The sequence below is a fragment of the Sulfitobacter sp. R18_1 genome (genome assembly GCF_017743915.1).
GTDB lineage: Bacteria > Pseudomonadota > Alphaproteobacteria > Rhodobacterales > Rhodobacteraceae > Sulfitobacter > Sulfitobacter faviae.
The window spans coordinates 187780-212104 of the sequence record NZ_JAGHRG010000008.1 but is presented as its reverse complement, the minus strand read 5'-3'; the positions used below and the strand labels follow the sequence as shown (position 1 = coordinate 212104).

Sequence of the window (24325 nt, the reverse complement as noted above, 5' to 3'; positions counted from 1 at the left end):
GCATTTGCCGATTGTTGCGCAATTTTTGAAAAGATAGCGCGTCATTTGGAGGGGAAACACCATGGCAGGCGGATATGACAACCGGGATGGGCACATCTGGATGGATGGCGAAATGGTGGATTGGCGCGAGGCCAATGTCCATATCCTGACCCATGCGATGCACTATGCGTCTTCGGTGTTTGAGGGCGAGCGCGCCTACAACGGCAAAATCTTCAAAAGCCGGGAGCATTCCGAACGGCTCAAGCGCTCGGCTGAGATGATCGACTTCGAGATCCCCTACACCATTGATGAGATCGAAGCTGCCAAGGCCGAAGTCCTCGCCGCCTCTGGTCTGCAAGACGCCTATGTGCGTGCGGTCGCTTGGCGTGGTGTGGGCGAAGACATGGGTGTCGCCTCGGCCCGCAACCCGGTCCGCATGGCCATCGCGGCTTGGGAATGGGGGGCCTATTACGGCGACGCCAAGATGAAGGGCGCCAAGCTCGACATCTCCAAATGGAAGCGCCCCTCGCCTGAGACGATCCCGAGCCATGCCAAAGCGGCGGGTCTCTATATGATCTGCACCATGTCCAAACATGCCGCCGAGGCGAAGGGCTGCTCGGACGCGATGATGTATGACTACCGCGGCTATGTGGCCGAGGCGACAGGTGCGAATATCTTCTTCGTCAAGGATGGCGAAGTGCACACGCCGACGCCTGATTGCTTCCTCAACGGCATCACCCGGCAGACCGTCATCGACATGCTGCGCGGGAAGAACATCAAGGTCCACGAGCGCCACATCATGCCCGAGGAACTGGAAGGTTTCGAGCAGTGCTGGCTCACCGGCACCGCCGCCGAAGTGACCCCGGTGGGGCAGATCGGCGACTGGCATTTCGAGGTCGGCGCGCTGACGCGTGAGATCGCCTTGGACTATGAAAAGCTGGTGCGCAGCTAAACGCTGCCGCTGAACTTTGCCAAAGTCACGCCGCCGTCCTGCAAGCCCTTGCGGACGGCGGTTGCGATTTGAACGGCCTCTTCGGTGTCGCCATGCAGGCAGATCGTGTCGATCCGACTGGGGATGTGCTTGCCGCTCTCGGTGATGATCGCGCCTGCCTTGACCATCTCGACCATCCGCGCCGCTGCCGTTTCCGCGTCATGGATCACCGCGCCGGGCTTGCTGCGGTCGACCAGCGTCGCGTCGTCGTTATAAGCGCGGTCGGCGAAGATTTCGCCCGCCCATTTGCAGCCTAGTGAGCGCACCGCCGCCTCCTGCGCCGTGGCGGCCAGCACCATGACGATGAGGTCGGGCGCCACGCTGAGCGCTGCCTCATAGAGATCGCGGGCCAGTTCCTCATCCTCAGACGCCATATTCGCCAGCGCCCCGTGCAGTTTCAGATGCCGTACTTGCGTGCCGACGCTGCGGGCCATGCCGACGCTCGCGGCGACCTGATAGCGGATCTGGTTCTGCAAAGTGCCACGCGGCACTGAGAGGCGGTTGCGGCCAAAACCGGCGAGGTCCATGAACCCCGGATGCGCGCCGATGCCGACGCTGTTTTCATGGGCCATGCGCATCGTCGCGGCCATGACATCGGCGTCGCCCGCGTGCCCGCCACAGGCGATATTGGCCGAGGTCACGACGCGCAGAAGCGCCGCGTCGTCGCCCATTTTCCAAGGGCCAAAGCTTTCGCCCATGTCGGCGTTGAGATCGACGGTGGTCATGTCTTGTCCTTCTCGAAGGGGTCGGCAGTGGCTGAAACCACGCCGGAGATCAGTTGATAGCCCAAGAGGTCGCGGATGCGCGCCGGGTCGCGCAACAGCGGCTGGCGGCGCTTGGGCAGGGCAGCGAGGTCGGCGCGGTGGCGCGTCTCGGCGGCCAGCGCTTCGTCGAGGTCGACGAACGCGAATTGCAGCGCAGCACCCGGCTGCGCCTGCGCGACGATCGGCAGGTCGCAGGGGATCACCGTGCCGATGCGGGGGTAGCCGCCGGTGGTCTGGCATTCGCACATCAGCACGAAGGGCGCGCCGTCGCCGGTGATCTGGATGTCGCCGGGGGTGATGACTTCGGACACGATGGTGAGCTGCCCGCCGGTCGCGAAGCCTTCGCAGTCATGATCCATCCGTGCGCCCATGCGGTTGGCGCGCGGATCACGGCGAAAGGTGGTTTCGGTGAACCGCTGGCGGGTTGCCTCGTCGAAGGCATCGGTCTGCATGGAGGCCACGATGCGCACCTTCTCTGCCCCGAACCGGCTGTCGCGGGGCAGGGTGAGGTTCGCCTCGCCGCCCTTATCGACCCCCAGCGGCAGAGTCTCACCACTTTGCAGCAGCGCGCCGATGCCAGCGGCCAGATGGCTGGCGCGCGCGTTCATCACCGGCGCCACGTCAAACCCGCCGCCGACATGGAGGTAGCCATAGGCCCCGTCCCGCGCGCCGCCGATGGTCAGCTTCGCCCCGGCGGGCAGGAGGTGGCTGGCGTTCCAGGCGACCGGCTCGCCGTCGATGCTCACCTGCATCTGCGCCCCGGTCAGGGCGATGCGGGTGTCCTGATCGACCTCGAAACTGCCGCCGCTGCCGGCCATCTCCAGCGCGGCACTGTTGGGATCCTGCCCCAGCAGGGCCGCCCCTTCGTGCAGGGCGGTCGGGTCCGCCGCGCCGCCGTGGGTTAGGCCAACGGCGCGATAGCCGGGGCGACCAAGGTCTTGGATGGTCATGGCCGGACCGGCTTGATGGATGGTCAGCGTGCCGCTCATGTCAGCGCCTCCCGCTCGGCACCGCCGGTGGGGTCGTCGGCGATGCGGTCGAACTCTTGCCGGGTGATCGACGGAAAGATCAACTCATCGCCCGGCGACAGCGGAAAGGGCATATCGCTGCCCGGGCGGAAGGTGCGAAAAGCCGTCTGGCCGATGTGCCGCCAGCCGGTGGGGGAGGCATTGGTGAAGATGATCAACTGCCGGATCGCTACGACGAGCGACCCCGGTGGCACCGATTTCGTCAGCCCCTGCTGGCGCGGGATGTCCCAATGCGGGGGCAGTTCGCCCATGTAGGGCTGGCCGGGGGCGAAGCCGATGGTCAGCACCCGGACCCGCGCCTGCGACAGTTCCGCAATGGCCGCATCGGGGTCGAGGCCCGCGGCCTCGGCGGCCTCCTCCAACTGCGGGGCCAGATCGGTGCCATAGACCGTGGGCACATGCCACAGGCTGCGCCCGGCCGGGAGGGCTTCGGCGAACCAGCCGCGGGTTTCGAGCAGTCCGCGCAGGCGGTCGGTCATCGTGGTGATGGCCTCTTGGGAGACCTCGAATTGCACGAAGGTCGACACCAGCGAGGTGCTCGTCTCGCTCACCTCGGGCCAGTCCTGTTCCTCTACCGCCGCGCGAAAGGCGAGGGCGGCGCGGTTGGCGGGTTCGGACATCTTCTCGGCAAAGGTGACCAATAGGCCAGAGAGGCCGACACTGCGGATGCGGGGCCAGTCAGTCATTGCGAAGCATCCTTTCGTAAAGGCGCGGCAGCAGCACCGGGGTCAGATACATCGGCAGTTGCCAGCAGCCGATAAAGATCATCAGCGGCGCGATGACATCCGCAGGCAGCGCCACGAGAAACAGCGCGATATTGCGGTTGCCCGCGCCGATTGCCAGTGGTCCGGCCACGGCGCGCAGCGGGCCGCGCCGGGTCAGCAGCAACGTGCCCGCCTGCAACAGATAGCTTAGGGCGAAGGCCAGCAGCGTCCAGCACGCCACGGCCCATGGATCGCTGCGCAGCGCCGGGTTCAGCGCCGCCATCAACCCCACCACTATGACCGAGAAGGCGAGCACCGATGCGCCATCCAGCGCTTCGGTCTGGCACGGGGTGGGCCGGGGCAAAAAGACATGGCGCAGGGCAAAGCCCAGCCCAGTTGCGCCAAGGATCACGGCCAAGATCCGTAGGGCGGCGAGGGCGATTTCCGAGGCCGGGCCGAGTTGCGGCAGGGCCGCCAGCACCGGCAGGACGGTCAGCGGAAAGGCGGCGGTGCCCAGCACCATCAGCTGCATCATCCGCCCCGCGTCGAGCCGCATCAACAGGGCGAGGTTCACGCTGCCCGTCAGCGCCGGGGCCGCCGCGGCGAGGGTCACGGCCAGTGCCGCAGGGGTCTGCCCCAGCCCGGCCAGCACGAAGCCCCCCAGCAGCAGCAGGGGCAGCAGCGTCTGCAAGGCCAGCACCGAGGCCAGCCCCCAGATGAGATCGCGCACTGCACCAAGGGCCGCGCGGTGCCCGATCCTGAGCGCGGTGATCGTCAGCAGGGCCGCCACCATCTGCGGCAACCACCCGGCCAGCGCCGCCGCAAGGCTGGGCAGGGCCAGCCCCGCCAGCAGCCCGACGATCAGGTAGGCCCGCGCATGGCGCGAGGCCAGTCTCAGCATATAGCGCATGGCCCTTCACCGCTAAACCGGTGCGCTGCGCAGGTTTTCGGGCAGCCATGTGGCCACTTCGGGGAACCAGATCAGGACGAAGACCATGAAGACCATAATCGCGAACATCGGCAGCGCGGCCTTGGTGATATAGCCCATCTCGTGGTTGGTCATGCCTTGCAGCACGAAGAGGTTAAAGCCAATCGGGGGGGTGATCTGCGCCATTTCAACGACCACGACCACGAAGATACCGAACCAGATCAGATCGATGCCCGCGCTGCGCACCATCGGCTCGACCACCGCCATGGTCAGCACGACCGAGGAGATGCCGTCGAGGAACATGCCCAACACGATGTAGAAGACCAAGAGCGCCATCAGAAGCTCGAAGCGCGACAGCTCCATCGCGGCGATCCCATCGGCCAGCGCGCGGGGCAGGCCGGTGAAGCCCATCGACAGTTTCAGGAAGGCCGCGCCCGCAAGGATCAGTGCGATCATGGCCGATGTGCGCATCGCCCCCATCAAGCTCTCGCGGAAGCTGTGCCAGTTCAGCGAGCCTTGGAACAGCGCCAGCGTGAGGGAGCCGATGACGCCGATGGCCGCCGCCTCGGTCGCCGTGGCAAAGCCGAGGTACATAGACCCGATCACGACCGTGATCAGCGCAAAGACCGGCAGCAGGAAACGCGAATTGCGCAGCTTTTCGCCAAAGCTCATCCCGGACTCCGCATCGGGGTTCCAGTCCTTCGACAGCATGCTGGTGACGGCGACATAGCCCATGAACATCAGCGCGAGCAGCAGGCCGGGCAGGACGCCCGCGAAGAAGAGTTTGGTGATGCTTTCGTTCACCGTGACACCATAGACGATCAGCGCCAGCGACGGCGGGATCATCAGCCCCAGCGTGGCCGCACCCGCCAGCGTGCCGATGATCATCTTTTCAGGATAATTGCGCGCGCGCAGTTCGGGGATCGACATCTTGCCTACGGTGGTCAGCGTCGCGGCGGAAGAGCCCGAGACGGCGGCAAAGACCGTGCAGCCGACGATATTGGTATGCACCAGCCCGCCCGGCAGTTTCGCGAGCCAGGGCGACAGCCCGCGGAACATGTCTTGCGATAGCCGCGTGCGGTAGAGGATTTCGCCCATCCAGACAAAGAGCGGCAGCGCGGTCAGCGTCCAGCTTGAGGAACTGGCCCAGATCGTGGTGATCATGGCGTCGCCCACGGGGCGGGTGGTGAAAAGCTCCATCCCGACCCAGGCCACGCCCATCAGGGCGAGGCCAACCCAGACACCGGTGCCGAGGAGGAAGAAGAGAACGATCAGAAACAGGGTAATGGCATAGATCTCGGTCATGGCGTCATTCCCCGAAGCTTTGATCGACAAGGTCGCGGGTGACGCGGTGGTCGCCCTTGAAGATGAGGTGCAAAAGATTGTCCGTCAGCGCGATGGCAAGGATGCCGCCGCCGATGACCATGACGGATTGCGGAATCCAAAGGGCCGTAGCGTCTTGGTCTTGGCTGACTTCGTGGAACTTCCACGACCAGTAGACGAACCAATAGGCGTAATAGGTGAAATACCACGCGACCGCCGCCGCCACGGCGAAACACCAGATATCCAGCAGCCGCTTCCCGCCCGCGCTCAGCGCGTTAAGCAGGATCGACACGCGGATATGCGAGCCGCGGTTGAGCGCATTGGCGAAGGCAAGGAAACTGGCCCCGGCCATGGCATAGCCCGCATAGCTGGCAGCGCCCGGAAAGACATTGCCAGTCCAACGGGCGACCATCTGGGCCACGATCAAGGTAAGGATGGCCACCAGACAGAGCGCGGCAAGCGCCCCCGCCCCGGTATATAGCCCGTCCAATAGTCTGCGCAGCGCCTTCATGCGGCTCTCCCTCCGTCAAATCATGCCCGGGCATGAGAACGGCGGCCCGGGTGACGGGCCGCCGCAGGTTTCGTGATTATTGCATCGCCTTGTAGTCGTCGACGATCGCCTGACCGTCTTCGCCCGCGGCTTCGAGCCATTCTTGCGTCATGGTCTCACCCACTTCGCGCAGGCCGGACATCAGCTCTTCGCTGGCAGGCTCCACGTTCATGCCGCCTTCGCGCAGCCCGTCATAGGTGAACTGGGTGTAATCCTTGGACGCTTGCAGCCCCCGCTCTTCGGCCTCGGTCGCGCAGGTGGTGATCGCCTCTTTGTTCGCGTCCGAGACTTCGGCCCAGACATCGGCGTTGATCATCACATAGTTGCGCGGCAACCATGCGTCGACTTCGTAGAAATGCGTGAGGCTTTCCCAGACCTTCTGGTCATAGCCGGTGGCCCCTGACGAGATCATCGATTCCGCGACACCGGTGGCGAAGGCTTGGCTGACTTCGGCGGCCTCGATGGTGACGGGCGACATGCCGGTCAATTCAGCCAGACGCGCGGTGGTGTTGTTGTAAGAGCGGAACTTCACGCCCTTCATGTCTTCGACCGAGTCGACTTCCTTTTTGAAGTAAAGCCCTTGGGGCGGCCATGGCACGTTATAAAGCAGGACGAGGTTCTGCTCTTCCAGCACGGATTCAACCTTGGGCTTGGCGGCTTCCCAAAGCTGCGCGCTCGCCTCGAAAGAGGGCGCGAGGAAGGGGATGGAGTCAAAGCCGAAGACCGCGTTCTCGTTCTGGTGGCCAGAAAGCAGACGCTCGCCGATCTGAACCTGACCGGTCTGGATCGCGCGTTTGATGTCGGCCCCAGCGAAAAGTGCGCCGCCTGGATGCACAGTGATCTCGATCTCGCCGCCGGTGGCTTCGGTCACGCATTCGGCGAATTGCACGCCGTTCTCGGAATGGAAGTTCGAGGCCGAATAGGCCATCGGCATGTCCCATTTCTCGGCCGCGAAGGCGGGCATGGCGGTGCCGAGTGTCAGGGCGGTCATCGCCGCGCCGGCCATCAGTCTTGCTGTCAGTGTCATTTGGTTTCTCCCTTGTTTGTTTGCGTGCGCGCTTGGCGTTATCTGTCAAAGCGCTGGGGGTGATACGGGGTCAGATCCGTGTTTGGCGGCTGCCCCGTGATCAATCCGGCGATCAGGCGGCCCGTTTTCGGCCCGCCCGTCAACCCGATGTGGTGATGCCCGAAGGCGGTATAGACCCGGCTCGTCCCGATCTGCCCGATCAGGGGCAGCGAGTCGCTGGGGGCGGGTCGGTGCCCCAGCCATTCGATCTCTTCCTCGGCGGTGAGGTTGGGAAACGCGGCCTTGGCCTGACGGCGCAGCAGCGCCAAGGGCGCTTTGGATGCGCCCGCCTCTAGCCCGCCGAATTCGACGATCCCGGCGCAGCGCAGCCCCTCGGCCATGGGCGTGGCGACAAATTTGCCCGCCGCCATCATGGTGGGGCGCGATGGGCCGCCCTCGGCATCCTTGAAGACGATGTGGTAGCCGCGTTCGGACTCCAGTGGCACATTGATCCCAAGCTTGCGCATGAGCGGTTTCGACCAGACACCAGTCGCCAGCAGCACGTCATCGCAGGGCAGGGGGCCTTGGTCGGTGATGACCGAAGTGACCTCCTCGTCGGCGATCGCCACGTCCTGCACCTCGGCCTGCCGGATGGTGCCGCCCATCCCCTCGAAAGCCTTGGCCAGCGCCCGGACATAACCGCCGGGGTCGGCGATGAAACCGTGGTCGGCCAGCCGTGCGATGCAGGTGATCTGCGGCCCATAGGCCGGGTCGAATTCCCTGACCGCGCCGCCTTCGATGATTTCCGGCTCGAAACCCGCCTCGCGGCGCAGCGCCCAGGTGTAGGCCTCAGCCTCGAAGGCCGCGCGGTTGGTATAGGCAAAGCAGTAGTCGCTGTCGCGGACCCAATCCTCCAGCCCCAGATCGGCGCAGAGGGCTTTGTGCTGCGCCACGCTGTCGCTCACGATGGGCACCAACCCGGCAGAGATGCGACGGGTATCGCGGTCATTGGCGTGGGCCATGTAGCGGCGCAGCCATGGCAGCAGGCGGGGCAGATAGGGCCAGCGCAGGAACAGCGGGAATTCGGGGTCGCGCAGCATGCCGGGCGCTTTGCGCAGCAGGCGCGGCCCGGTCACCGGCGCGACGCCCGCCGCCGCCAGTACGCCACCGTTGCCATGCGACGTGCCGCGCCCCGGCTCGGCCCGGTCGACGAGCGTTACCTCCGCCCCGGCGCGGCGCAGCCAGATCGCAGCAGAGACGCCGACGATCCCGGCGCCGATAACGACGACATGCTGGCTCATGGGTGGCGGCTTTCGATTTCGCGTTGGGTCATGGCTTGTTTCCTTTGGGGCATCTTTTACACAAAAAATCATCACGTCAACAAAATGCTGATAAAATGTCATCGTTAGGGTTTCGCTTGTCTCGCCCTGCCCGCAAAGGCACCCTGCGCCCAAACGGAGGGCATATGACAAACGAGACGGGCGCGCGGCTGGGAATCCTCATGCTGGACACGCGGTTTCCCCGCATTCTGGGGGATGTCGGCCATGCGGGCAGTTGGGACTTCCCGGTGCGCTATGCGGTGGTGCCGGGGGCCACGCCTGAAGCGATCGTGTGCGACGATATCGACCCCTTTGTGCAGGCTTTCATCGCCGCGGGGCGCGACTTGATCGCCGAAGGCTGCACCGGCATTGCCACCACCTGCGGCTTCTTGGCGCTGATCCGGCCTCGCCTCGCCGAAGCGCTGGGCGTGCCTGTCGCTGCCTCGGCGTTGGAGCAGGCGGCGCAGATCGCGGCCTGCCTGCCGCCGGGGCAAAGGGTGGGCATCTTGACGATCTCCGCCGCCACGCTTTCGCCCGCCCATCTGCGCGCGGCGGGGGTGCCCGAGGGCAGCCCGGTGGTGGGGATGGAGGGCAGTAGTTTCGCCCGAACGATCCTCGGCAATCTGCCCAACCTCGACGTGGCGCAGGCACGAGCCGAGATGGTGCAGGCGGCGCAGCGGTTGGTGGAGGCCCACGCGGATGTCGGGGCGATCCTTTTGGAATGCACGAATATGGTGCCATATGCCTCCGACATCGCGGCGGCGAACGGGCGGCCCGTGCATTCGATCCACAGCTATCTCAACTGGTTTCACGCAGGGCTGCTGCCGCCCCGTTTCGGCTAATGTGGCACGCGCAGCCAGCCGTCGGTGAAGCTGACCCGGCTCACCCCAGCCAGCGGGAGGAGGCGGTGCAGCTCTGCCTCGAAGGCCGCTTGCCGGCCCTTGCCCCAGCGAACCCCGCGTTCCGGCCAAAGCGCGGTGACGTGCAAGACGTCCAGATCGCGATGCGCCTTCATATCGACCCGTCCCACCAGCCTGTCGCCCTGTAGCAGCGGAAAGACATAGTAGCCGTATTCGCGCTGCGCCTCGGGCACGAAGACCTCGATCCGGTAGTCGAAACCGAAAAGCCGAGCGGCGCGTTTGCGGTCGCGCAGGGCGGGGTCGAAGGGGCTGAGCACCCGGAGCCGTTTGGGCGGTTCGCGGGTAAGGGCGGGGTCATCGGCCCAGCCGGGGCGGGCAAAGGCGGGGCGCAGGCTGCCGTTGGCGGCCTCAATGTCGATCTCCTCCAGCCGCCCCGCGGCTTGTTCTGCCGCGCACCAGCCGCGCGCCTCGGCGGGGGAGATATGGGCCCAGAAGGCGGCCAATTCCCCTGCCGTGGCAAAAACCAAGCGCGCCAGCGCCTGATCGCAGCACCAGTCGATCGTCTGCTCTATGTCGGGGGCATGCGCCGGGTCGCGCAGCGCGGCGGGGACCACCTGCTCGGTCAGGTCATAGCGCTTGCGAAACCCCTCGCGCCCGGTCACGGCCAGCGCGCCGCTGCGCCACAGATATTCCAGCGCGGTTTTCGACGGATGCCATTGCCACCAGCCCCCGCTGCTGCGCGGCTCGTCGCGGCCCACGTCGGATGAGGTGACGCTGCCCTCGGCCCGGACCTGCGCGAGCACGTTTTGCATCTGTGTTTCGAAGTCGTGCCGCTGCCAATCCTTCCAGCGGCCCAGCAGCTTGGCCGCATCGCGGGTTCGGCGCAGATGCCATTGCGGGTAGAATTCCATCGGGATGACGGCGGCGTCATGGGTCCAATGCTCAAACAGCGCCCGGTCTTTCTCATAAAGCCGCTTAAGCGCAGCGGGGCGATAGCGCGGACGGCGGGCGAACAGGATCAGATCATGCGCCCGCGCCACCGTGTTGATGCTGTCGAGCTGCACAAAACCCAGATCATGGATCAGCTTGAGCAGTGCCGCGCCCTTGGCCGGGCCCTGCGGCGGGTCCGACAACAGGTGACGCGCCAGAAACAACCGCCGCGCGGCGGCATTGGCGAGCCTTGGGCGGCTCACCCCTGACGGCGGCGGCGCAGGGTATCGCCCAGCGACAGCGTTGGCGTCAGGGTGATCTGGGTCTGCATTTCCGGGTCCGGCTCGGGCTGGGTCTGGTTGAGGATGATCCGCGCCGCCGCCTGACCGATCTCGTTCCGGCAAGCGTCCATCGTCGCCAATTGACGCGGCAGACCTTGCAGCAGTTCCACGTTGTTGAACCCGGCAAGGCCGATCTGCCCGGGAATGTCGATGCCTTGGTCGATCAGATGCAACAGCCCGCCCGCGCCGATCATGTCATTGGAATAATAAAGGAAATCAAGGTCAGGCGAGCGTTTCAGCATCTCCTGCGTCATCTCGCGCCCTTTGGCCAGCGCGGAGCCGCCGGAGTAAAAGGCCCGGTCTTCGATCTCGACCCCCGCCTTAGCGAGCCCTTCGGTAAAACCTTCAAACCGTTTGCGCGCACGGTGGTCGAGGGGCATTTTCGTGCCCATGAAGCCAATCCGCTCATAGCCCTCGCGCAGGATTGCCTGCGCCATCTCGCGCCCGGCGCGGCGGTGCGAAATCCCCACCATCGCATCGACGGGTTTGCCATCGGTGTCCATGATCTCGACCACCGGAATTCCCGCATTGCGCAGCATAGCCCGGGTGGCATCGGAATGCTCCAACCCCGCGATGATCACCCCCGAGGGCCGCCATGAGAGCATCTCATAAAGCACCCGCTCTTCCTTCTCGGGCAGGTAATCCGTCACCCCCACGACCGGCTGCAGCGGGGTGTCTTCGAGCACCTGATTGATGCCGTTCAGGACTTCGGGAAACACCATATTGCCCAGCGACGGGATCACCACCGCCACAAGGTTCACGCGCTGGCTGGCCAGCGATCCGGCGATCTGGTTGGGCACATAGCCAAGCGCCTTGGCGGCGGCGAGAACGCGGTTGCGGGTGGCCTCCGACACGTCGCCGCGTTTGCGCAGGACGCGGCTGACCGTCATCTCGGAAACGCCGCAAGCATCGGACACATCACGCAGGGTCAACGGGCGTTTGGGGGGTGTGGTCAATTTGGTTTTCCTGTTTGCCTCACCCATAGGTAGCGCGAAGCGGGAGGCGCGATCAAGCATTGCCGCAGCCCTGCGGCGAGGCGCAGTTATTCGGTTGCCAATCTGCCGATGACATCGCCAGACGCTTGCGCTAAACCCAAGCCTGTCGGCCCCGTGGCTCAACTGGATAGAGCAGCCCCCTCCTAAGCGGAGGGTCCGGGGCCGAAAGAAGATGGAGAGACATACGGTTAGGGATAAGGCAGCCTTGCGCGAACCGTGTTCCGAACCGTATGAAGGTGAAAATTAGGCCCCGTGGCTCAACTGGATAGAGCAATCCCCTCCTAAGGGATAGGTTGCAGGTTCAAGTCCTGCCGGGGTCACCATCTTCTCCTTGATTTCACTCGATATTCTGTGCGCGAACCGTGTTCTGGTGGGCTGCGAACCGTCGCCCAGAAAGGCCGAAGCGGGCGATGTTTCCACCGCCCGCTCCAAATTTCTATCGGGTCAACCCGGGCTCACTCAGGAACCAAGATCGGCCAGGCGCGCAGGCCAAACGCTTTCGCGTAGAGGCGCTGCCCGGTCTTCGGACACGTGCGCCAAGGGCGGAACACGTACCGATAACCCGGCGGAGGGGGTGTGTGCTTCTTAGCCATTCCCTCGTTCTCCTTCGGGGCGTATCTTGCCATTTGACCCGAGAAGCGCTATATCGGCCCTTGTCACGGAAGCTGATTTGCGTTTCGGGAGGCTCTGCATCGTCAAGCCCCTGATGCACGATTCAGATTTTCATTTGGAGGCTCGGGCGCAAACCTGAGCCTTCATTCGTTAAGCCCACCCCTTCTTTTGCAGGTCATCGAGGCGGTATCCCGCAGCGGGGCGCGAAACCCCGAAGCGTTGCATCAGGTCCTCCGGGTCATCGAAGGGCGAGATGTGCTGGATGGGCATGAGCAGCGTGCTGGCGAAGCGGTTGGCCTGTTTCTCCGCCGACCGGAACGGCTTGAGCCGTTCGGTAGACAGCGCCCGCGCCAGCGGCTTTTCAGCGTCGGTGTGCAGGAGAAGGTGGCCCAGCTCGTGGGCAAACGTGAACCGGGCGCGTACCCCGCCGGTGCAGGCTTCGTCATACACGTCCTCGCGGATGCGGATGAACTTTCCCTTCGGGCAAGTCAGCCCTTCGGCACCGTCCATCTCCGCGTGAGTGCAGATTTCAAAGCTGATCTCCTCGAACCGGTTGGCCAGCAATTTCTCGACCACATCGACCACGGGGAAGTAAGGCACATCCACGAGCCGGAAGCTCTCGCGGACGCTGTCTGCGGCGGCGTCCACCTGCGCCCAGCTCATCGCCGGAGCCCTGAAATCGTACATGTCGTTCATCAGTCTCCGTCTCCCTTGCGCAGGATTGCGAGAATTTTCTCCAGCTCATCAGGGGACAGGGCGTCCATTTTGGAGCTCATCCGGCGGGCCATCAGCCCAGCGGCATCGCGCTCCAGAGGCGTGCGGGCCTCAACCGTAAATGCCTTCCGCGACCGGTCTGCGGCCCGGCGCAGGGCGTTGGCTGCATCACCGGCGAGCTGGTAGGCGGCGATGACAAGCTCTTCGAAGCCCGAGGGCGGGCTTTTGGAGCCGCGCTCCACGGCAGAAATGAAGGCCGACGATTTCTCAAGACGTTGGGACATGTCGTACAGGCGTTCATCCCTATCAATTCGCAGTTTCCGCAGCTCCTTTCCGATCTCTGTGGTCATAGTGGTTGCTCCTCACGGGTTGGTCTTCATCAATATGTGGTAGAGCCGCGCCCCTGTCAACCTGCGTGGTTAATAATTTCTTCCGATCAGGTTCGGCGGCTTCGCCCGCGCGGTTTCTCACCTGTACCGGGCGAGTGCAACAAGAATATCAGCCACCCCGAAAAGGTCACGCCGGAGCCGTCCGACGCGGCCCACAGGGCCACGCGCTTCCGTCCACCGGAAGCGCCACCCTTTGGACGGTCGGTTTCGGGGTCAGTGCCGGGGATAGGGCCGCTGGGACTTCTCGGGGGTCCTGCCGTCAACGTACACGTCGATGATCTTGAGCCCGTTCGGGCCGATGCTCTCAACCACCTCGGCATCATCGTCAGCGCCGTAGACGTTCACGGTTGTCTTCTGGCTCTTCACGGGCGCGGAACCGGTGGCCGCCTCGCTGCGGACGGTCGCCTGCCTCTCCGGCTGCGGCGGCGCGAGCGGGACGCGCTGGGCGTCCGGGACCATGAAGCTTCCGCCGGTCGCAAACCCGAGGCCCAAGGCGGACCCGAGAGCGGAGAGCAGCGGCGCGACAACCTGCTGCTGGATCAGGAGCCGGGCGAGGTCGGCAATCAGGCGGTCGATCATGTCGCGGAAGTCCAGCTTGCCGTCCCGGACCCACGACACAAGTGCGTCCTCCGCCCCCTTGAAGGTCCCTGTAAGCAGGTCCTCCATCGTCTGGGCGGCGTCCTCGATGTCGCGGACCACCTTTAGGAAACCACGCTCCACCCCGGCGGCAAGGGTGGTCTGGGCGTCTAGGAACTCAATCCGCAGGTCCCGGTATGCGTCGCGGTACTGGTCAATGGTGATTCGCCCGGAGGCAAGGAGGGCGTCCAGCGCCCGGAGGCCCTCGCGGTACTCGACCGCCGCGCCGCCGATCTCATCCAGCATGTCCACCTGTCGGCTCAGTGCTGCCGCCATCGCCGCGCCGCCCGTCGCGGGGGCGCTGGGGATGGCAGGGGCCGCCGGGAGGAGCCCGGGCGAGGTCTGGCCGGGGGCCTGTCGCCCCTCGGCAATCTCGCGGGCGCGCTCCATCACGCCCCCGACCGCCCCGCCGATGTAGTCGGTGCCCATCGCGGCGGCCATCTCGGCAGAGACAACAGCGCCCAAGTCGCGGGCCGCGCCGGTCACGGGGAGCCGGAGCCCGCTCAGGTCAATCTGGAAGCGGTCCAGCAGGGGCGTGGCGGGGTTCCACCCGGTGTACTCCTCGACCAGCTTGCCGAAGCCCTCCACGCCGGAGCGCATCCGCGCAATGGCGGCCTCCACGGCGTCGATCAGGGAGTTGACGAGGGAGGCCCCGAGGTCGCGCATCGCCGGGACGAACAGGCCCCAAGCGGCGGCCACGGCGCGGTAGGCCCCGACCCACAGGCCGATGTTGGTGTTTGCGGCGTCCCGGGCGAAGCTAACCACGGCCCCGACTGCGGACACGATCCCATCCAGCAGGTCGCCCAAGCCTTCAGAGACGCGGGACAGGCCGGTGCGCCAAGCCTCCCCTAGCCCCTCGACCGCGCCGCCGATGTAGCCTTGGGCGAGGGAGAACACCGCCCGGAACACGTCCCCGAGGCTCACCACCCCGTCTGCCGTCACGGTGATGCTGTCCCGGAAGGCGTAGAGGCCAGCTAGCGCCGCCGCGACAAGGGTGAACGGCCCGCCGAATGCGGCGAACAGAGCCCAAGCAGACCGGACGGCCCCCTGCACGACCTTCAGCGCCGCGCCCAAGGTGGCGGCTGCCCCCGAGGATGCGCCAAGCGCCCGCTCAAGTGCGATGGCCTCGGACGCGCGGAAGGCGAACACCCCGGCGAACCGGGCCGCCGCTGCGATGGCTGCGGCCTTCGCCACCGCGTCTAGGCTGTAGGCCACGGCCACAAGGCCCCGTGCGACCATCTCGCTCAGGCCGGTTGCCGCGCTGGCTTCTCCAACGAGGCGCAGCAGGGCGTTGCCGAGGACGGTGGAAGCCTCCGCCACTGTGGGGGAGAGCTGGGCGAACTCGCGGGCCAGCCCCGGCGCTGCCCTCCGCAGCGCTCCGGTGACGGCATCGGCGGTGAGCTGGCCGTCCTGTGCCAAGCCCCGGAGGGCGGAGAGCGGGACGCCCAGCCCGTCCGCAATGGCCTGCGCTAGGCGGGGCGTGTTCTCCATGATGCTGTTGAATTCGTCGCCCCTCAGGACGCCCGACGCGAGCGCCTGCCCGAGCTGCACCAGCGCGGCGGCGGAGGACTGGGCGTCTGCGCCCGACATGGCGACGGCCTGTGTGACCGCCTCTGTCATGTCGAGAAGCTCGCGCTGCCCCAGCCCGAGGGTGCGGACGCTGCGAGCGAGGCGCGCGTACAGGTCCACCGTGGCGGCGTAGCTCTGCCGGGTCCGCTGCGCAGACCGGAACAGGGCGTCATTCACCGCTGCGAGGTCCTCGGCACTGTCGGTCACGAGGCGGAGCCGGTTGGTCAGGAGGGTGTAGGTGTCGGCCTGCCGGAGAAGCTCCCCGGCGGTCAGGCCCAGCCCCGCCGCGCTCAGGGCGCGGCGGAGGAAGTCGGCGCTCCGGCCCGCTGCCTGGGCGGAGGCCCCGAGGTTGCGCCTGACGACCCGCTCCCCGCCCTGCGGGATGACAATGTCCAAGCGTTCGGTCGCCATGCGCAGCCCGCGTTCAGTGGATGGTGGGGCTCGGGAGGCGGAGCCACCCGAGGTCCGTGGTTGCGCAGAACCAGCCAAAGGCCCGGATCACGTCCCGGGAGTGGCGCTGGATCAGGTGCGGCGGGGCGTCCTCCGGGCGGCGTACAGCGTCCACCCACGTCTCGCGGGTCTGGCTGTCGTGGCGCATGGAGAGCATCCCCACCAACGCGCCCAAGGTGGCGCGGGGCACCCCGTAGAGCCGGGCGAACCGGCACACGTCAGGCGGGGTCGGCCAGCGGTCGGGGTTCGCCTCCTCCGCCCAAGTCAGCAGCGCCATGTGGGCGCGCTGGACCCGGCGGGGGAACAGGTCAGGGTACGCGGCGGCGATGGTCTCGGGGTTCATCACGCCCCCCGAGCCGGGCCGCTGTAGGCATCGCCCACGACCGTCCCTTGGATCAGCGCCGGTTCAAAGCCTCCGGCGGCGGCGGTCGCCACCTCGGTCGCATCGTACCCGGCGAAGGGCGTGTTCATCCGGGGCGCAAGGGCGTTGGCAGCGGCGATGGCGGCGGCTGCGTCTGCGGCCTCGACCAGAGCGCCGTGCATCCCGGCGGTGTTCTTCAGGTGGTCCGCCCCCTTCGGGCGGCTTACAAGGTAGAGCGGCATCAGTTGGCCTCCTTCTGGCTCTTGAGTGCGACCTTCACGCGGTCCAGCGGGTTGACCCGCCCGCGTTCAAACTCGCGGTTGGCGACGATTGCGCGCTGGGCGGCATTGCGGACGGCCTCGACGGCTGCCTGCACGGCCCGGGTCTCCTCGCCCACGAGGCGGTCGGCCAAGTCGGCAGGGGAGAAGGGACGGTCACGCCGGGGCATCCGCTCGCACACCGCGCAGAGGGCGGCCCCAAGGACCGCGTTCTTGGTGGCGACGGCGAACGTGGCGATGTTCATCAGCTGCGCCGGGCCGGAGCCCGCAAGCTGCGCCTCAAAGTTGGTGCGTTCGGTGGTGCCCAGACCGGCCCGGGCGAGGACGGCCTGTGGCGAGGCAAAGAGCGCGGCTGTGGTGCGGGTGGTGTCCTCCGCCGCCTTCAGCTCCTTCAGCATCTCCCACCGGCGGTCGGTGCTGTTGGTCACAACCTCCTTGCGGGCCTTGGCCTCAGCCTTGCGCGCGGCCTCTGCCTGCGCCTCGGGCGGGAAGTCAGCCCGGGCGAGGCTGTCGGCGGCCTCGCGGCCCCGCGTGGCGATGCCAGCGGAGAGGGTGTCAATGGTCTGGCCGAACTTCTCGGCGCGGCGGCTCACGACTGCTGCGAAGTCGATCACCTCCGCCTTGCCCATCGGGGGCGCGGTCAGATCGGGGATTGCTGTGCCTTCGGGGATGTGTGCGGGCTCGGGCATGGGGTCTCCTTTGATGGTCGCCGCCGTGCCTGAGCGCCTTGCTCGGTGCGCGCCCTCCAGCGGGCGGCGTTTGTCCTAGGGAGACTATATCTTGAGCCCCATGCGGCTCAGAGCGCTATTCGTTGTTGTCGAGCCAGAAGGCCCAGGGCGTCCCGCCGCTCTCGCCATGCGGGACCCGGCCCGCGCGGGCGGACGTGCTGGGAAGGTGCGCCTCGGGCTCCTCCGCCACCATCGCCACGGCGTACCCCACCACGATTGCCGGGGCGTCCGTAACGATGGCAGCCACGGCTCTCCGGTTCGGGTAGTTTGCCGGCGGCTTCCAGCGGTCCTCCACCCGGGCGGTGTAGCCCATGCGGGAGAGGAGCCCGGCGGCGTTCTCATAGACGTGGAAGGTGGTTTCAGCGCTCATGGGCGGGAAGATACCGCCGCGCGGTGCGCAACGCGCGGCGGAACTATTGTTGTCAGTCACCGCGCCGGGCCTCCCGCACCACCTCGCCCTCAATGGTGTTCGCCTCGCGCTCGCGCTGCTCCGCAAGGAACTCCTCCACGCTCTGGCGCTGCGGGACCACGAGGACGCCGCCGCTGTTCACGCTCAGGTTCAGGTTCGCCTCAAGCGCCTCGCCCTCGCGGTACTGGTGCCGGGCCTTCAGGAGGAAGATGTTGGCGACGATGTTGCCGTCATCGGCGGCGGTGCGGAGGTTGCTCACGAGCTGGTCATGCTCGCGAGCTAGGCCCCGGTGGTATGCGTCGTCAACCTCGGGCTGGCGGTCGCGGCAGGACTTGAAGGCGTCCTTGCTCATGCCGAGGGCGCGGGCAATCGTGGCGACGTGGCAGCCGCGCCCGGCCAGCTCCTCGACTACGGCTAGGCCAAGCTCGGTCACGTGCCAGTGGGATCGGCCCAACTCCCCGGAGCCGGGCGGCACGAGGCGGGCGGGAAGGTCTCTGTTGTCGGTCATGGCTCGGCAGCCTCCTTGTCGTACTCTTTGCAAATGCGCTGGCTTAGGCCCTTGCCGCAGCGCAGCTCTCGGGCAATCTTGTCCATCCCCATGCCGCGAGCCCGAAGCGCCCGGATGGAGGTAATCAGGGCGTCAGACGCCGGGGGCCGCCCGATCTGCGATCCACGCGCCCGGGCACGCTCTATCCCCGCCTTGGTGCGCTCTACGATCATGGCCCGCTCGAACTCCGCGAACACGGCGCTCATCTGCATCAGCGCCCGGCCCGCCGGGGTCGATGTGTCCACGCCCTGCTGCTCAAGGATCAGGTCCACCCCGAGGGCGCGTAGGGTGTCAAACAGTGCGACAAGCTGCGTCAGGGACCGCCCAAGGCGCGACACGTCCCAAGCAAGCAGGATGTCGAACCGGCGGCGCGCGGCGTCCTTCATCATCCGGTCCATCCCGCTGCGCGAGGGGCTGGCCCCGGACGCGGTGTCCACATACTCCTCCACGATCTGGAAACCGGCCCTCTCCGCCACATCCCGGAGCCTTAGAAGCTGGTTGTCAGGCGTCTGGCCTCCGGTGCTCACCCGGGCGTAGATCGCGGCGCGGCGCTTCATGTTGTGGTTCCCCCGTTCATTCTGTCCATATGTAGAACGTACCGTGAACGCTGTGGGGCGGTCTACCCCGTAAACGTTCGGCTAGGGGGTTGCCTCGGGCCGGGTCCTGCGAGCCCATCGGCGCTGGCTTCCGACCGGCCATTCCGGGATGGCCTTTTCGGGGTGGCTGGTTCCGGCCCAGATCGGCGGCGGCGGGCCGTTGGCGGTCCCTTTTTCCAGAGGCGCAGGACGTGGAGGTGCTGCATCCCTGCACCCCGAGCCCAGAACACCGGCGGCAGGCCGGTCCGGGGTCGGTCCGGGACCGGTCCAAGGTCCGCAGTTGCGTAAGCGCCAGCGCCGCCACGGTTTTCCGGGGCCGGTCCGACCGGTCCGGGGTATCTGCGACTTAATTAGAGGAAATCAGACAGAGAGGGGATAAGGAGACACATACAGAGAGCACAATAGGCGGTATCCCGGACCGGTCGGACCGGCCCCGCTAAGTGTCTGTTTTTCTGGGCAAGCAGCCCGGGGCGATCCCGGACCGCTATCCCAGACCGGCTCAGAAGGGAGTTTCATCCCGGTACGTTCCGGCACCGATGCCCGCCCGCAGGGCGATGCCCTTGAAGCCGGGTTCGCGGCCCGGCCTCGGCCCCTTCCCGTCGCGGACCTGTCCATCCATGGCACTGTACAGGTCCCGGGCGAACACCGTGGCATTGCTGAGGTAGTCCTGCCCCATGTTGTCGCGATGCCACTCACGGAAGGCGGCGAACAGGCGGTCCTTGGCAACCCATCGGTCTGCCCCGACCTCGCACCATTCACGGGCGAATGCGGGGATCGGGGAGGACAGGTCAGACATCTGCATGGCAACGGCGGAACCTGCCTGTGGCTGCGTGATCCGCCCCCTCTGCCGCACGCGCCGCCAGCCCTCAACCGCCCAATTCAAGATCCCGGGAAGCTCGCCCATCAGCGCTGCCGTCAGGCCTGAATCCTCGCGCCCGAAGAAGCTCTGCCGCATAGGCAGGACGATGAAGCGTGACACCAGCGCCCCCGAGCGGTCCGCAAACCTCGGCACCTCGTTCGTCATCACCACGAACCGCGCCCGCAGCGTGACCTCCACCGCCTTCTTGTGCTTCCGGTTGACGCTCACCCGGTCCTCCCCGGTGATGCGCAGCAGGTTCTCAGCCACCGCCGCCTCGTCGGTCCGCCCGCTAAGGCGCATGTCGGAGACGATGGCAAGTTGCTTCGCCAGCAGCGGTTCAAGGCCGAAGTCGCTGCGCCCGAAGCTGTTCAGCGACGGTGCCACGGTGTTCGCCTCACCCACCAGCTTGCCCATGATCCTGCCGATGGTGCCCTTGCCCGAGCGCTTTGGGCCGGGGATCAGAAGCGCCTTCTGCAAGCTCGTGTCGGGGGTCAGGAGGTAGCCCATGAACTCCTGTAGCGCCTCAATGCAGTCGGCCTCATCCTCATCGGGCCAGACCTCCCGGAGGAAGGAAAGCCACCGCGCGGGCTCGGGTGCGTCGGGGTCATGGGCGAAGTCCAGCGCGTTGCGGGTGAACAACTCAGGCGTGGCCGGGAGCAGGTCCCCGGTCGGCAGGTGAAGCAGGCCCGAGCGGGTCGGTAGCAATTCCAGCGGGTCGGGGCCAGAGCGCCCGTCAAGCCAGCGCGGCGGCTCCTCGCGCGACGGAGGCAGGTGTGTAACCGCCTTCAAGGCGTCGATGGCCGCAGAAACGACCTCGGGCTTGAGGCGGAACGGGTTCACGTTCCCGTCTTTGTCCTCGACGCGGCAGCTCTCTAGGAATGCCCATGCGGTGGCTCTGATCGTGTCGTCGGCCACGCCAACATATGCCGCGCCGTCCCAGTCCAGAAACTCCTGATGGTGGTGCTTCAGGTGCGGTGCGCGGGCATCTCGCATCGCCCTTGCCCAATCCATTGCGCTGCCGTGTAAGATCGGCCCGGGGCGGGGCTGCGCTTCAAGTGCCCGCTGGATCTGGCGGTCAGCGTAGGTCTCCGGCTTGGGCTGTTCAAGGACATGGGCGCTGACCGCATAGTCCGGGTCAAGGATGATGGCCTTCATCACCTCCTCGGAAAGGTCGGCCCGGATCATGTCGCAGAGGACATGGAACACGAGGTCCGACCGATCTGCCCAGCGGCCCGGTTCGTCCGGGTCCTGCCCGTTGGCAATCAGGGCGGTCAGGCGAGGCGGCAAGCTCAGAGCCTCCAAGTCCACGTCAGTTGCAGCGACGTAGCCCTGCGATACAGCCTTTGTGCCGCGCACGGGCTTTGCCGCAGCCACTTGCGCCTCGGGGAAGTCGGCCAGCCGGTAGGTGCGCGACCATTCCGCATCCACGACACTTGCGACCCGGGCAACACGCCCCTTCTGGCGCTTCTTCTCGTTGGGCCAGTTCACGGTTCCGGGAAGGCGCATCAGGCGGTCGATGTTGTGGCAGGCGTCGGCTTGTAGGTCCGCCTCAATCCTCAGGTTCCGGTTCTCGATGGACGCGGGGTCCCCATCCAGCGGAACGGGCTCCTCCACCTTCCAGAAGGCTTGGTATCCGCCGCCGCTGTCCACGATGGCCGTGGGCGTGGGGCTGTAGGCTCGGAGGACCCTCAGCGCCCGCTCGCGCTCTGCCTCCAGCTCCTCGCCCGGGCGAGGGTCCACGTCCACATGCAGGCCGGTCGCGGCGGCGAGGCCCGTCTTCTTGGGCTTGCTGGTCACCGGACCGAGGGTCTCGTTCACCGTGAAGTAGAGGTTCCAGCGACCGCCGCTGTGATCTTGGACCCACTGCCGGACTTCACCGGGGTCGGTCAACGTCACGGTCTGCGTTCCGCCGCCCTTGACTGAGATGGCAGTCAGGACCCAAGGCCCACCCGGACGCCAACCCTCAAGGAAGGCCACGGCCTCCTCGGGCTTCGGCAACAAGTCTCCGGCCTCGCCCCGGCCACCCCCGCCCGCTATACTCGGGTCACAGGGTTGATGATGGCGGTTCTGTTCAAGGGTCCTGTCTTCCTGAGCGCCCCCGGTCCCCCGGCTGGGGGCGTTTCCTTTGTCCATCGCACTCATTCGACCGCACCCCCGGCTTCAACCCAGGCACGCACGTCTTCAGCGCGGTAGCGGATGCTGTGGCCCACCTTCAGGAACGGCGGCCCGACGCGCTTGGCGCGGTACGCCTCCAGCGACTTGGGCGAGAAGCCGGTCATCTGGGAGACCTGCTCAGCGGTCAGGTACTCGGGGGAGACGGGCACACGCCCGCGCGGAAGGTCACGGAGGATGCGCGCGGTCACGGCCTCCGCGATGGCTTCAATCGTCTGTTGGTCCATTGTCGTCACCAAACAACTGACCGCCTGCGGCGGGCGGTCGGTTCAGTGACAGGCCTATGTGAGTTGTTTGCTCACCTACCGGTTGGCCCGCGCCCCTCGCTCTCGCGGGGCGCTCCCCGTGCGCGGCACCCCCGGTGAGCCGACACGGTTTCCTAGTCTCGCCCCTAAGTTACCCCTTTGGGCGCCAGTTGGGAAACCCTCTTTCTCCCTATTCAACCCGCAATCTTTTGTTGTTCGGGTTCCAGCAGGGCGAAGATCGCGGCGGTCATGCGCTCCTGCTCGGCAAGCAGCGTGTCGAACAGGGCGCGCTCGTGGATGTAAACCCCGTCGATGCCCGGGACGGTGTGGTCCAGCAGGAGACGGGCGTTCACCCGGTCGATGCCCTCGCGCTGGGCAATTGTCCTGTAGGTGTGCCGGAGGATGTGCCCGGTGTCGCTGGGCAGCGCCTTCTCCTTCCAGACCTGCGTTGCGATCACCTCGCCCGTCTTGCTCGACCGGGTGGGGAACAGCCATTCAGACTTCGGGAACAGGACTGCGCCCGTCACAAGGATGCGCTCCACCACCTCGACCATGCGCCCAGACAGGGGCAGGTCGAAGCTCCGGCCCGACTTCATCCGGGGGATGGAGATTGCCCGGTCAGCCGTCCGCACCCAGTCACGGCGCAGGGAGACGAGGGTGCCGGGGCGCAGGCCCGAGAGGAGCCCGAGCGTGTGCATGTCCCGGCGCAGCGGGTTCGGCAGCGCCTGAATCTTCGCCCACCAGTCGGGCAGGTCCTCGGGCATGATGACGCGGTTGCTGGACCGCTCCTTGTTGAAGGTCACCGCCGCCACCGGGTTCCCGGGCAAGGCGTCTGGGTCATCGACCACCTTCAGGGCGAAGTTGTAGGCGGCCCGGAAGTCGCGCAGCGTCTTGTTGGCGGAGGGGCCGCCGTGGTCTCGGGTTATGCGCCGGTGTTCCTCGCGGGCCATGCTGCGCTTGATCTCGGTCAGGGGCGTGTCGGCCCAGCCGGAGAGGTAGCGGTTCAGCCGGTCCAGCATGTTCTCCACCGACCGCTCCGCACAGTCCCGGGCGCGCATGTCGGCAATGTACTCCTCGTACAGGCGGCGCACGGTCCATGTGCCCGCGTCCGCCGCTGGGTCTGCCGCCGGGGCGTTCGGGTCGATGCCGCGCTTGATCTGGTCGATCACCGCCGCCGCCCGGTTCCGGGCCTCCTCCAAGGTCAGCTCCTCGGTGGTGCCCAAGGTGTGGCGGACGGTCTTCACCAGCTTCCGCCGCCCGCGCTGCCCCTGCCAGAGGTCGCGCTGCACCTTGTAGGATTTTCCCGTTTTGTTCACTGCCACCATCAGGCCCGTCACCTTGGCGTCCCGGACTGTCGTGGCCTTCCCCTCGAACTTGAGCCCCTTGATGAGCCCCTCTGTCAGCTTCTCTGGCATCCCGCATCTCCTCTGCGAACCGTGTTCCGCCCGAAGCTCGAACCGTTTCCGAACCGGGTGGGGGTAGGGTTCGCTCGGGCTGTCGGGGGCTAAAGTAGCCTCAAGATGCTGTTTAGGCTAGTGTTTTAAGGGATGGCGCGGGGCGGAGAGGGTTGGGGCCTGTCGCCTCCTAAGGGGCAGGTTGCAGGTTCGAATCCTGCCGGGGTCGCCATTCGGCGCGTAGGGCGCTGCCGGCCACCTCACCCCCTTGTGCCTTGAAATCCCCATCCGGTCTGTCAGATTGCCCCAGATATAATCAGGAATGGCAGAGGCTTTGATGAAAACAGGAACTTTTGTGATCGGGGCGGCCTTGCTGGCCGTTGCGGGATGTACGGTGCCGGCGAGCGGCCCGCAGGGCGGCTCGGCCCGCGTGGGCAATCTGCCGGAGGCGGTGGTGAGCCTTGCCGCGCCGAACCAAGATCTGTCGACGGCGCGTTTGCTGCCGGAGGATGGCTGCTATTGGTATCAGCACAACGGCCCGGTCGAGACGACGCTAGTGCCGCTGCGGGCGGTGGGTGGCAATCCGATCTGCACCAAACGCCAAGCCTGACATGGAAACGGGGGCCGCCAAGCGGCCCCCGTTTTTCG

At 66.4% G+C, this 24325-nt stretch carries 25 protein-coding genes and 1 tRNA gene; 4 read left to right on the top strand and 22 right to left on the bottom strand.

The genetic code is table 11. The features are described 5' to 3' along the window. Positions 1-61: 61 nt before the first annotated feature. Positions 62-931: a branched-chain amino acid aminotransferase gene (locus tag J7392_RS16665; protein WP_209218569.1), complete on the top strand. Its 870-nt coding sequence runs from the start codon at positions 62-64 to the stop codon at positions 929-931. Here the strand turns inward: J7392_RS16665 and J7392_RS16660 are convergent. The 8 genes from J7392_RS16660 to J7392_RS16625 form a co-directional block, all read right to left on the bottom strand. Then, complete coding sequence (locus J7392_RS16660) at positions 928-1695, bottom strand: 5-oxoprolinase subunit PxpA (protein ID WP_209218568.1); 768 nt, start codon at positions 1693-1695, stop codon at positions 928-930. The two genes, J7392_RS16665 and J7392_RS16660, sit on opposite strands and share 4 nt — an antisense overlap. Beyond that, positions 1692-2723 (bottom strand): biotin-dependent carboxyltransferase family protein, encoded by a 1032-nt coding sequence (locus J7392_RS16655; RefSeq protein ID WP_209218567.1) that lies wholly within the window; start codon positions 2721-2723, stop codon positions 1692-1694. Before J7392_RS16655 ends, J7392_RS16660 begins: the two co-directional genes overlap by 4 nt. Then, complete coding sequence (locus J7392_RS16650) at positions 2720-3448, bottom strand: carboxyltransferase domain-containing protein (RefSeq protein WP_209218566.1); 729 nt, start codon at positions 3446-3448, stop codon at positions 2720-2722. The genes J7392_RS16655 and J7392_RS16650 overlap by 4 nt, the downstream gene beginning before the upstream one ends. Then, positions 3441-4376 carry a hypothetical protein gene (locus J7392_RS16645; RefSeq protein ID WP_209218565.1) on the bottom strand — a complete coding sequence of 312 codons (936 nt, stop codon included), beginning with the start codon at positions 4374-4376 and terminating at the stop codon, positions 3441-3443. Before J7392_RS16645 ends, J7392_RS16650 begins: the two co-directional genes overlap by 8 nt. Positions 4377-4388: 12 nt before the next feature. Beyond that, positions 4389-5699, bottom strand: a complete 1311-nt coding sequence (locus tag J7392_RS16640) for a TRAP transporter large permease subunit (RefSeq protein ID WP_209218564.1) — start codon at positions 5697-5699, stop codon at positions 4389-4391. Between the two features lie 4 nt (positions 5700-5703). Beyond that, on the bottom strand, positions 5704-6228 hold the full coding sequence (locus J7392_RS16635; protein WP_067264971.1) for a TRAP transporter small permease: 525 nt from the start codon (positions 6226-6228) through the stop codon (positions 5704-5706). Between the two features lie 76 nt (positions 6229-6304). Continuing rightward, complete coding sequence (locus J7392_RS16630; protein ID WP_209218563.1) at positions 6305-7294, bottom strand: TRAP transporter substrate-binding protein; 990 nt, start codon at positions 7292-7294, stop codon at positions 6305-6307. A gap of 38 nt (positions 7295-7332) precedes the next feature. Continuing rightward, positions 7333-8574, bottom strand: a complete 1242-nt coding sequence (locus J7392_RS16625) for an FAD-binding oxidoreductase (protein ID WP_209218562.1) — start codon at positions 8572-8574, stop codon at positions 7333-7335. A gap of 164 nt (positions 8575-8738) precedes the next feature. On the opposite strand from J7392_RS16625, the gene J7392_RS16620 reads away from it, so the two are divergent. Continuing rightward, on the top strand, positions 8739-9434 hold the full coding sequence (locus J7392_RS16620; RefSeq protein WP_209218561.1) for an aspartate/glutamate racemase family protein: 696 nt from the start codon (positions 8739-8741) through the stop codon (positions 9432-9434). Here J7392_RS16620 and J7392_RS16615 read toward each other — a convergent pair. Both J7392_RS16615 and J7392_RS16610 read right to left on the bottom strand, forming a co-directional pair. Beyond that, positions 9431-10645 (bottom strand): crosslink repair DNA glycosylase YcaQ family protein, encoded by a 1215-nt coding sequence (locus J7392_RS16615; RefSeq protein WP_209218560.1) that lies wholly within the window; start codon positions 10643-10645, stop codon positions 9431-9433. The genes J7392_RS16620 and J7392_RS16615 overlap by 4 nt on opposite strands. Continuing rightward, on the bottom strand, positions 10642-11679 hold the full coding sequence (locus J7392_RS16610) for a LacI family DNA-binding transcriptional regulator (RefSeq protein ID WP_209218559.1): 1038 nt from the start codon (positions 11677-11679) through the stop codon (positions 10642-10644). The genes J7392_RS16615 and J7392_RS16610 overlap by 4 nt, the downstream gene beginning before the upstream one ends. A gap of 285 nt (positions 11680-11964) precedes the next feature. On the opposite strand from J7392_RS16610, the gene J7392_RS16605 reads away from it, so the two are divergent. Then, a tRNA-Arg gene (locus J7392_RS16605) sits at positions 11965-12041 on the top strand. Between the two features lie 439 nt (positions 12042-12480). Here J7392_RS16605 and J7392_RS16600 read toward each other — a convergent pair. From J7392_RS16600 to J7392_RS16545, 12 genes are all read right to left on the bottom strand, one after another. Further along, a complete protein-coding gene (locus J7392_RS16600) occupies positions 12481-13026 on the bottom strand; it encodes an ImmA/IrrE family metallo-endopeptidase (protein WP_209218558.1) in 546 nt (181 codons plus the stop codon). Continuing rightward, positions 13026-13394, bottom strand: coding sequence for a hypothetical protein (locus J7392_RS16595; RefSeq protein WP_209218557.1), 369 nt, complete (start codon positions 13392-13394; stop codon positions 13026-13028). Before J7392_RS16595 ends, J7392_RS16600 begins: the two co-directional genes overlap by 1 nt. A 252-nt stretch (positions 13395-13646) precedes the next feature. Continuing rightward, the gene (locus tag J7392_RS16590; protein WP_209218556.1) at positions 13647-16049 is read right to left on the bottom strand and encodes a tape measure protein; all 2403 of its coding nucleotides are present in this window, start codon (positions 16047-16049) and stop codon (positions 13647-13649) included. Positions 16050-16062: 13 nt separating this feature from the next. Next, positions 16063-16431 carry a hypothetical protein gene (locus J7392_RS16585; RefSeq protein WP_209218555.1) on the bottom strand — a complete coding sequence of 123 codons (369 nt, stop codon included), beginning with the start codon at positions 16429-16431 and terminating at the stop codon, positions 16063-16065. Next, positions 16431-16691: a hypothetical protein gene (locus J7392_RS16580; protein ID WP_209218554.1), complete on the bottom strand. Its 261-nt coding sequence runs from the start codon at positions 16689-16691 to the stop codon at positions 16431-16433. The genes J7392_RS16585 and J7392_RS16580 overlap by 1 nt, the downstream gene beginning before the upstream one ends. Further along, on the bottom strand, positions 16691-17416 hold the full coding sequence (locus J7392_RS16575; protein ID WP_209218553.1) for a hypothetical protein: 726 nt from the start codon (positions 17414-17416) through the stop codon (positions 16691-16693). The genes J7392_RS16580 and J7392_RS16575 overlap by 1 nt, the downstream gene beginning before the upstream one ends. Before the next feature lie 115 nt (positions 17417-17531). Next, complete coding sequence (locus tag J7392_RS16570; RefSeq protein WP_209218552.1) at positions 17532-17825, bottom strand: hypothetical protein; 294 nt, start codon at positions 17823-17825, stop codon at positions 17532-17534. A gap of 52 nt (positions 17826-17877) precedes the next feature. Beyond that, complete coding sequence (locus tag J7392_RS16565; protein ID WP_209218551.1) at positions 17878-18372, bottom strand: hypothetical protein; 495 nt, start codon at positions 18370-18372, stop codon at positions 17878-17880. Continuing rightward, positions 18369-18968, bottom strand: a complete 600-nt coding sequence (locus J7392_RS16560) for a recombinase family protein (RefSeq protein WP_167687433.1) — start codon at positions 18966-18968, stop codon at positions 18369-18371. The genes J7392_RS16565 and J7392_RS16560 overlap by 4 nt, the downstream gene beginning before the upstream one ends. Positions 18969-19506: 538 nt before the next feature. Then, positions 19507-21999 carry a phage/plasmid primase, P4 family gene (locus J7392_RS16555; protein ID WP_247744618.1) on the bottom strand — a complete coding sequence of 831 codons (2493 nt, stop codon included), beginning with the start codon at positions 21997-21999 and terminating at the stop codon, positions 19507-19509. 5 nt (positions 22000-22004) lie between these two features. Then, entirely contained in the window at positions 22005-22265 is a 261-nt protein-coding gene (locus J7392_RS16550) for a helix-turn-helix domain-containing protein (protein WP_074836601.1), read from the bottom strand. A gap of 212 nt (positions 22266-22477) precedes the next feature. Beyond that, positions 22478-23698: an integrase family protein gene (locus J7392_RS16545; protein ID WP_209218549.1), complete on the bottom strand. Its 1221-nt coding sequence runs from the start codon at positions 23696-23698 to the stop codon at positions 22478-22480. 316 nt (positions 23699-24014) lie between these two features. On the opposite strand from J7392_RS16545, the gene J7392_RS16540 reads away from it, so the two are divergent. Beyond that, positions 24015-24287, top strand: a complete 273-nt coding sequence (locus J7392_RS16540; protein ID WP_067268532.1) for a hypothetical protein — start codon at positions 24015-24017, stop codon at positions 24285-24287. Positions 24288-24325 lie beyond the last annotated feature (38 nt).

Bases quoted from the DNA above. Each gene is read 5' to 3' on its own strand.
- J7392_RS16665 (WP_209218569.1), top strand. From the start codon at position 62: ATGGCAGGCGGATATGACAACCGGGATGGGCACATCTGGATGGATGGC.
- J7392_RS16660 (WP_209218568.1), bottom strand. From the start codon at position 1,695: ATGACCACCGTCGATCTCAACGCCGACATGGGCGAAAGCTTTGGCCCT.
- J7392_RS16655 (WP_209218567.1), bottom strand. From the start codon at position 2,723: ATGAGCGGCACGCTGACCATCCATCAAGCCGGTCCGGCCATGACCATC.
- J7392_RS16650 (WP_209218566.1), bottom strand. From the start codon at position 3,448: ATGACTGACTGGCCCCGCATCCGCAGTGTCGGCCTCTCTGGCCTATTG.
- J7392_RS16645 (WP_209218565.1), bottom strand. From the start codon at position 4,376: ATGCGCTATATGCTGAGACTGGCCTCGCGCCATGCGCGGGCCTACCTG.
- J7392_RS16640 (WP_209218564.1), bottom strand. From the start codon at position 5,699: ATGACCGAGATCTATGCCATTACCCTGTTTCTGATCGTTCTCTTCTTC.
- J7392_RS16635 (WP_067264971.1), bottom strand. From the start codon at position 6,228: ATGAAGGCGCTGCGCAGACTATTGGACGGGCTATATACCGGGGCGGGG.
- J7392_RS16630 (WP_209218563.1), bottom strand. From the start codon at position 7,294: ATGACACTGACAGCAAGACTGATGGCCGGCGCGGCGATGACCGCCCTG.
- J7392_RS16625 (WP_209218562.1), bottom strand. From the start codon at position 8,574: ATGAGCCAGCATGTCGTCGTTATCGGCGCCGGGATCGTCGGCGTCTCT.
- J7392_RS16620 (WP_209218561.1), top strand. From the start codon at position 8,739: ATGACAAACGAGACGGGCGCGCGGCTGGGAATCCTCATGCTGGACACG.
- J7392_RS16600 (WP_209218558.1), bottom strand. From the start codon at position 13,026: ATGAACGACATGTACGATTTCAGGGCTCCGGCGATGAGCTGGGCGCAG.
- J7392_RS16595 (WP_209218557.1), bottom strand. From the start codon at position 13,394: ATGACCACAGAGATCGGAAAGGAGCTGCGGAAACTGCGAATTGATAGG.
- J7392_RS16590 (WP_209218556.1), bottom strand. From the start codon at position 16,049: ATGGCGACCGAACGCTTGGACATTGTCATCCCGCAGGGCGGGGAGCGG.
- J7392_RS16585 (WP_209218555.1), bottom strand. From the start codon at position 16,431: ATGAACCCCGAGACCATCGCCGCCGCGTACCCTGACCTGTTCCCCCGC.
- J7392_RS16580 (WP_209218554.1), bottom strand. From the start codon at position 16,691: ATGCCGCTCTACCTTGTAAGCCGCCCGAAGGGGGCGGACCACCTGAAG.
- J7392_RS16575 (WP_209218553.1), bottom strand. From the start codon at position 17,416: ATGCCCGAGCCCGCACACATCCCCGAAGGCACAGCAATCCCCGATCTG.
- J7392_RS16570 (WP_209218552.1), bottom strand. From the start codon at position 17,825: ATGAGCGCTGAAACCACCTTCCACGTCTATGAGAACGCCGCCGGGCTC.
- J7392_RS16565 (WP_209218551.1), bottom strand. From the start codon at position 18,372: ATGACCGACAACAGAGACCTTCCCGCCCGCCTCGTGCCGCCCGGCTCC.
- J7392_RS16560 (WP_167687433.1), bottom strand. From the start codon at position 18,968: ATGAAGCGCCGCGCCGCGATCTACGCCCGGGTGAGCACCGGAGGCCAG.
- J7392_RS16555 (WP_247744618.1), bottom strand. From the start codon at position 21,999: ATGGACAAAGGAAACGCCCCCAGCCGGGGGACCGGGGGCGCTCAGGAA.
- J7392_RS16550 (WP_074836601.1), bottom strand. From the start codon at position 22,265: ATGGACCAACAGACGATTGAAGCCATCGCGGAGGCCGTGACCGCGCGC.
- J7392_RS16545 (WP_209218549.1), bottom strand. From the start codon at position 23,698: ATGCCAGAGAAGCTGACAGAGGGGCTCATCAAGGGGCTCAAGTTCGAG.
- J7392_RS16540 (WP_067268532.1), top strand. From the start codon at position 24,015: ATGAAAACAGGAACTTTTGTGATCGGGGCGGCCTTGCTGGCCGTTGCG.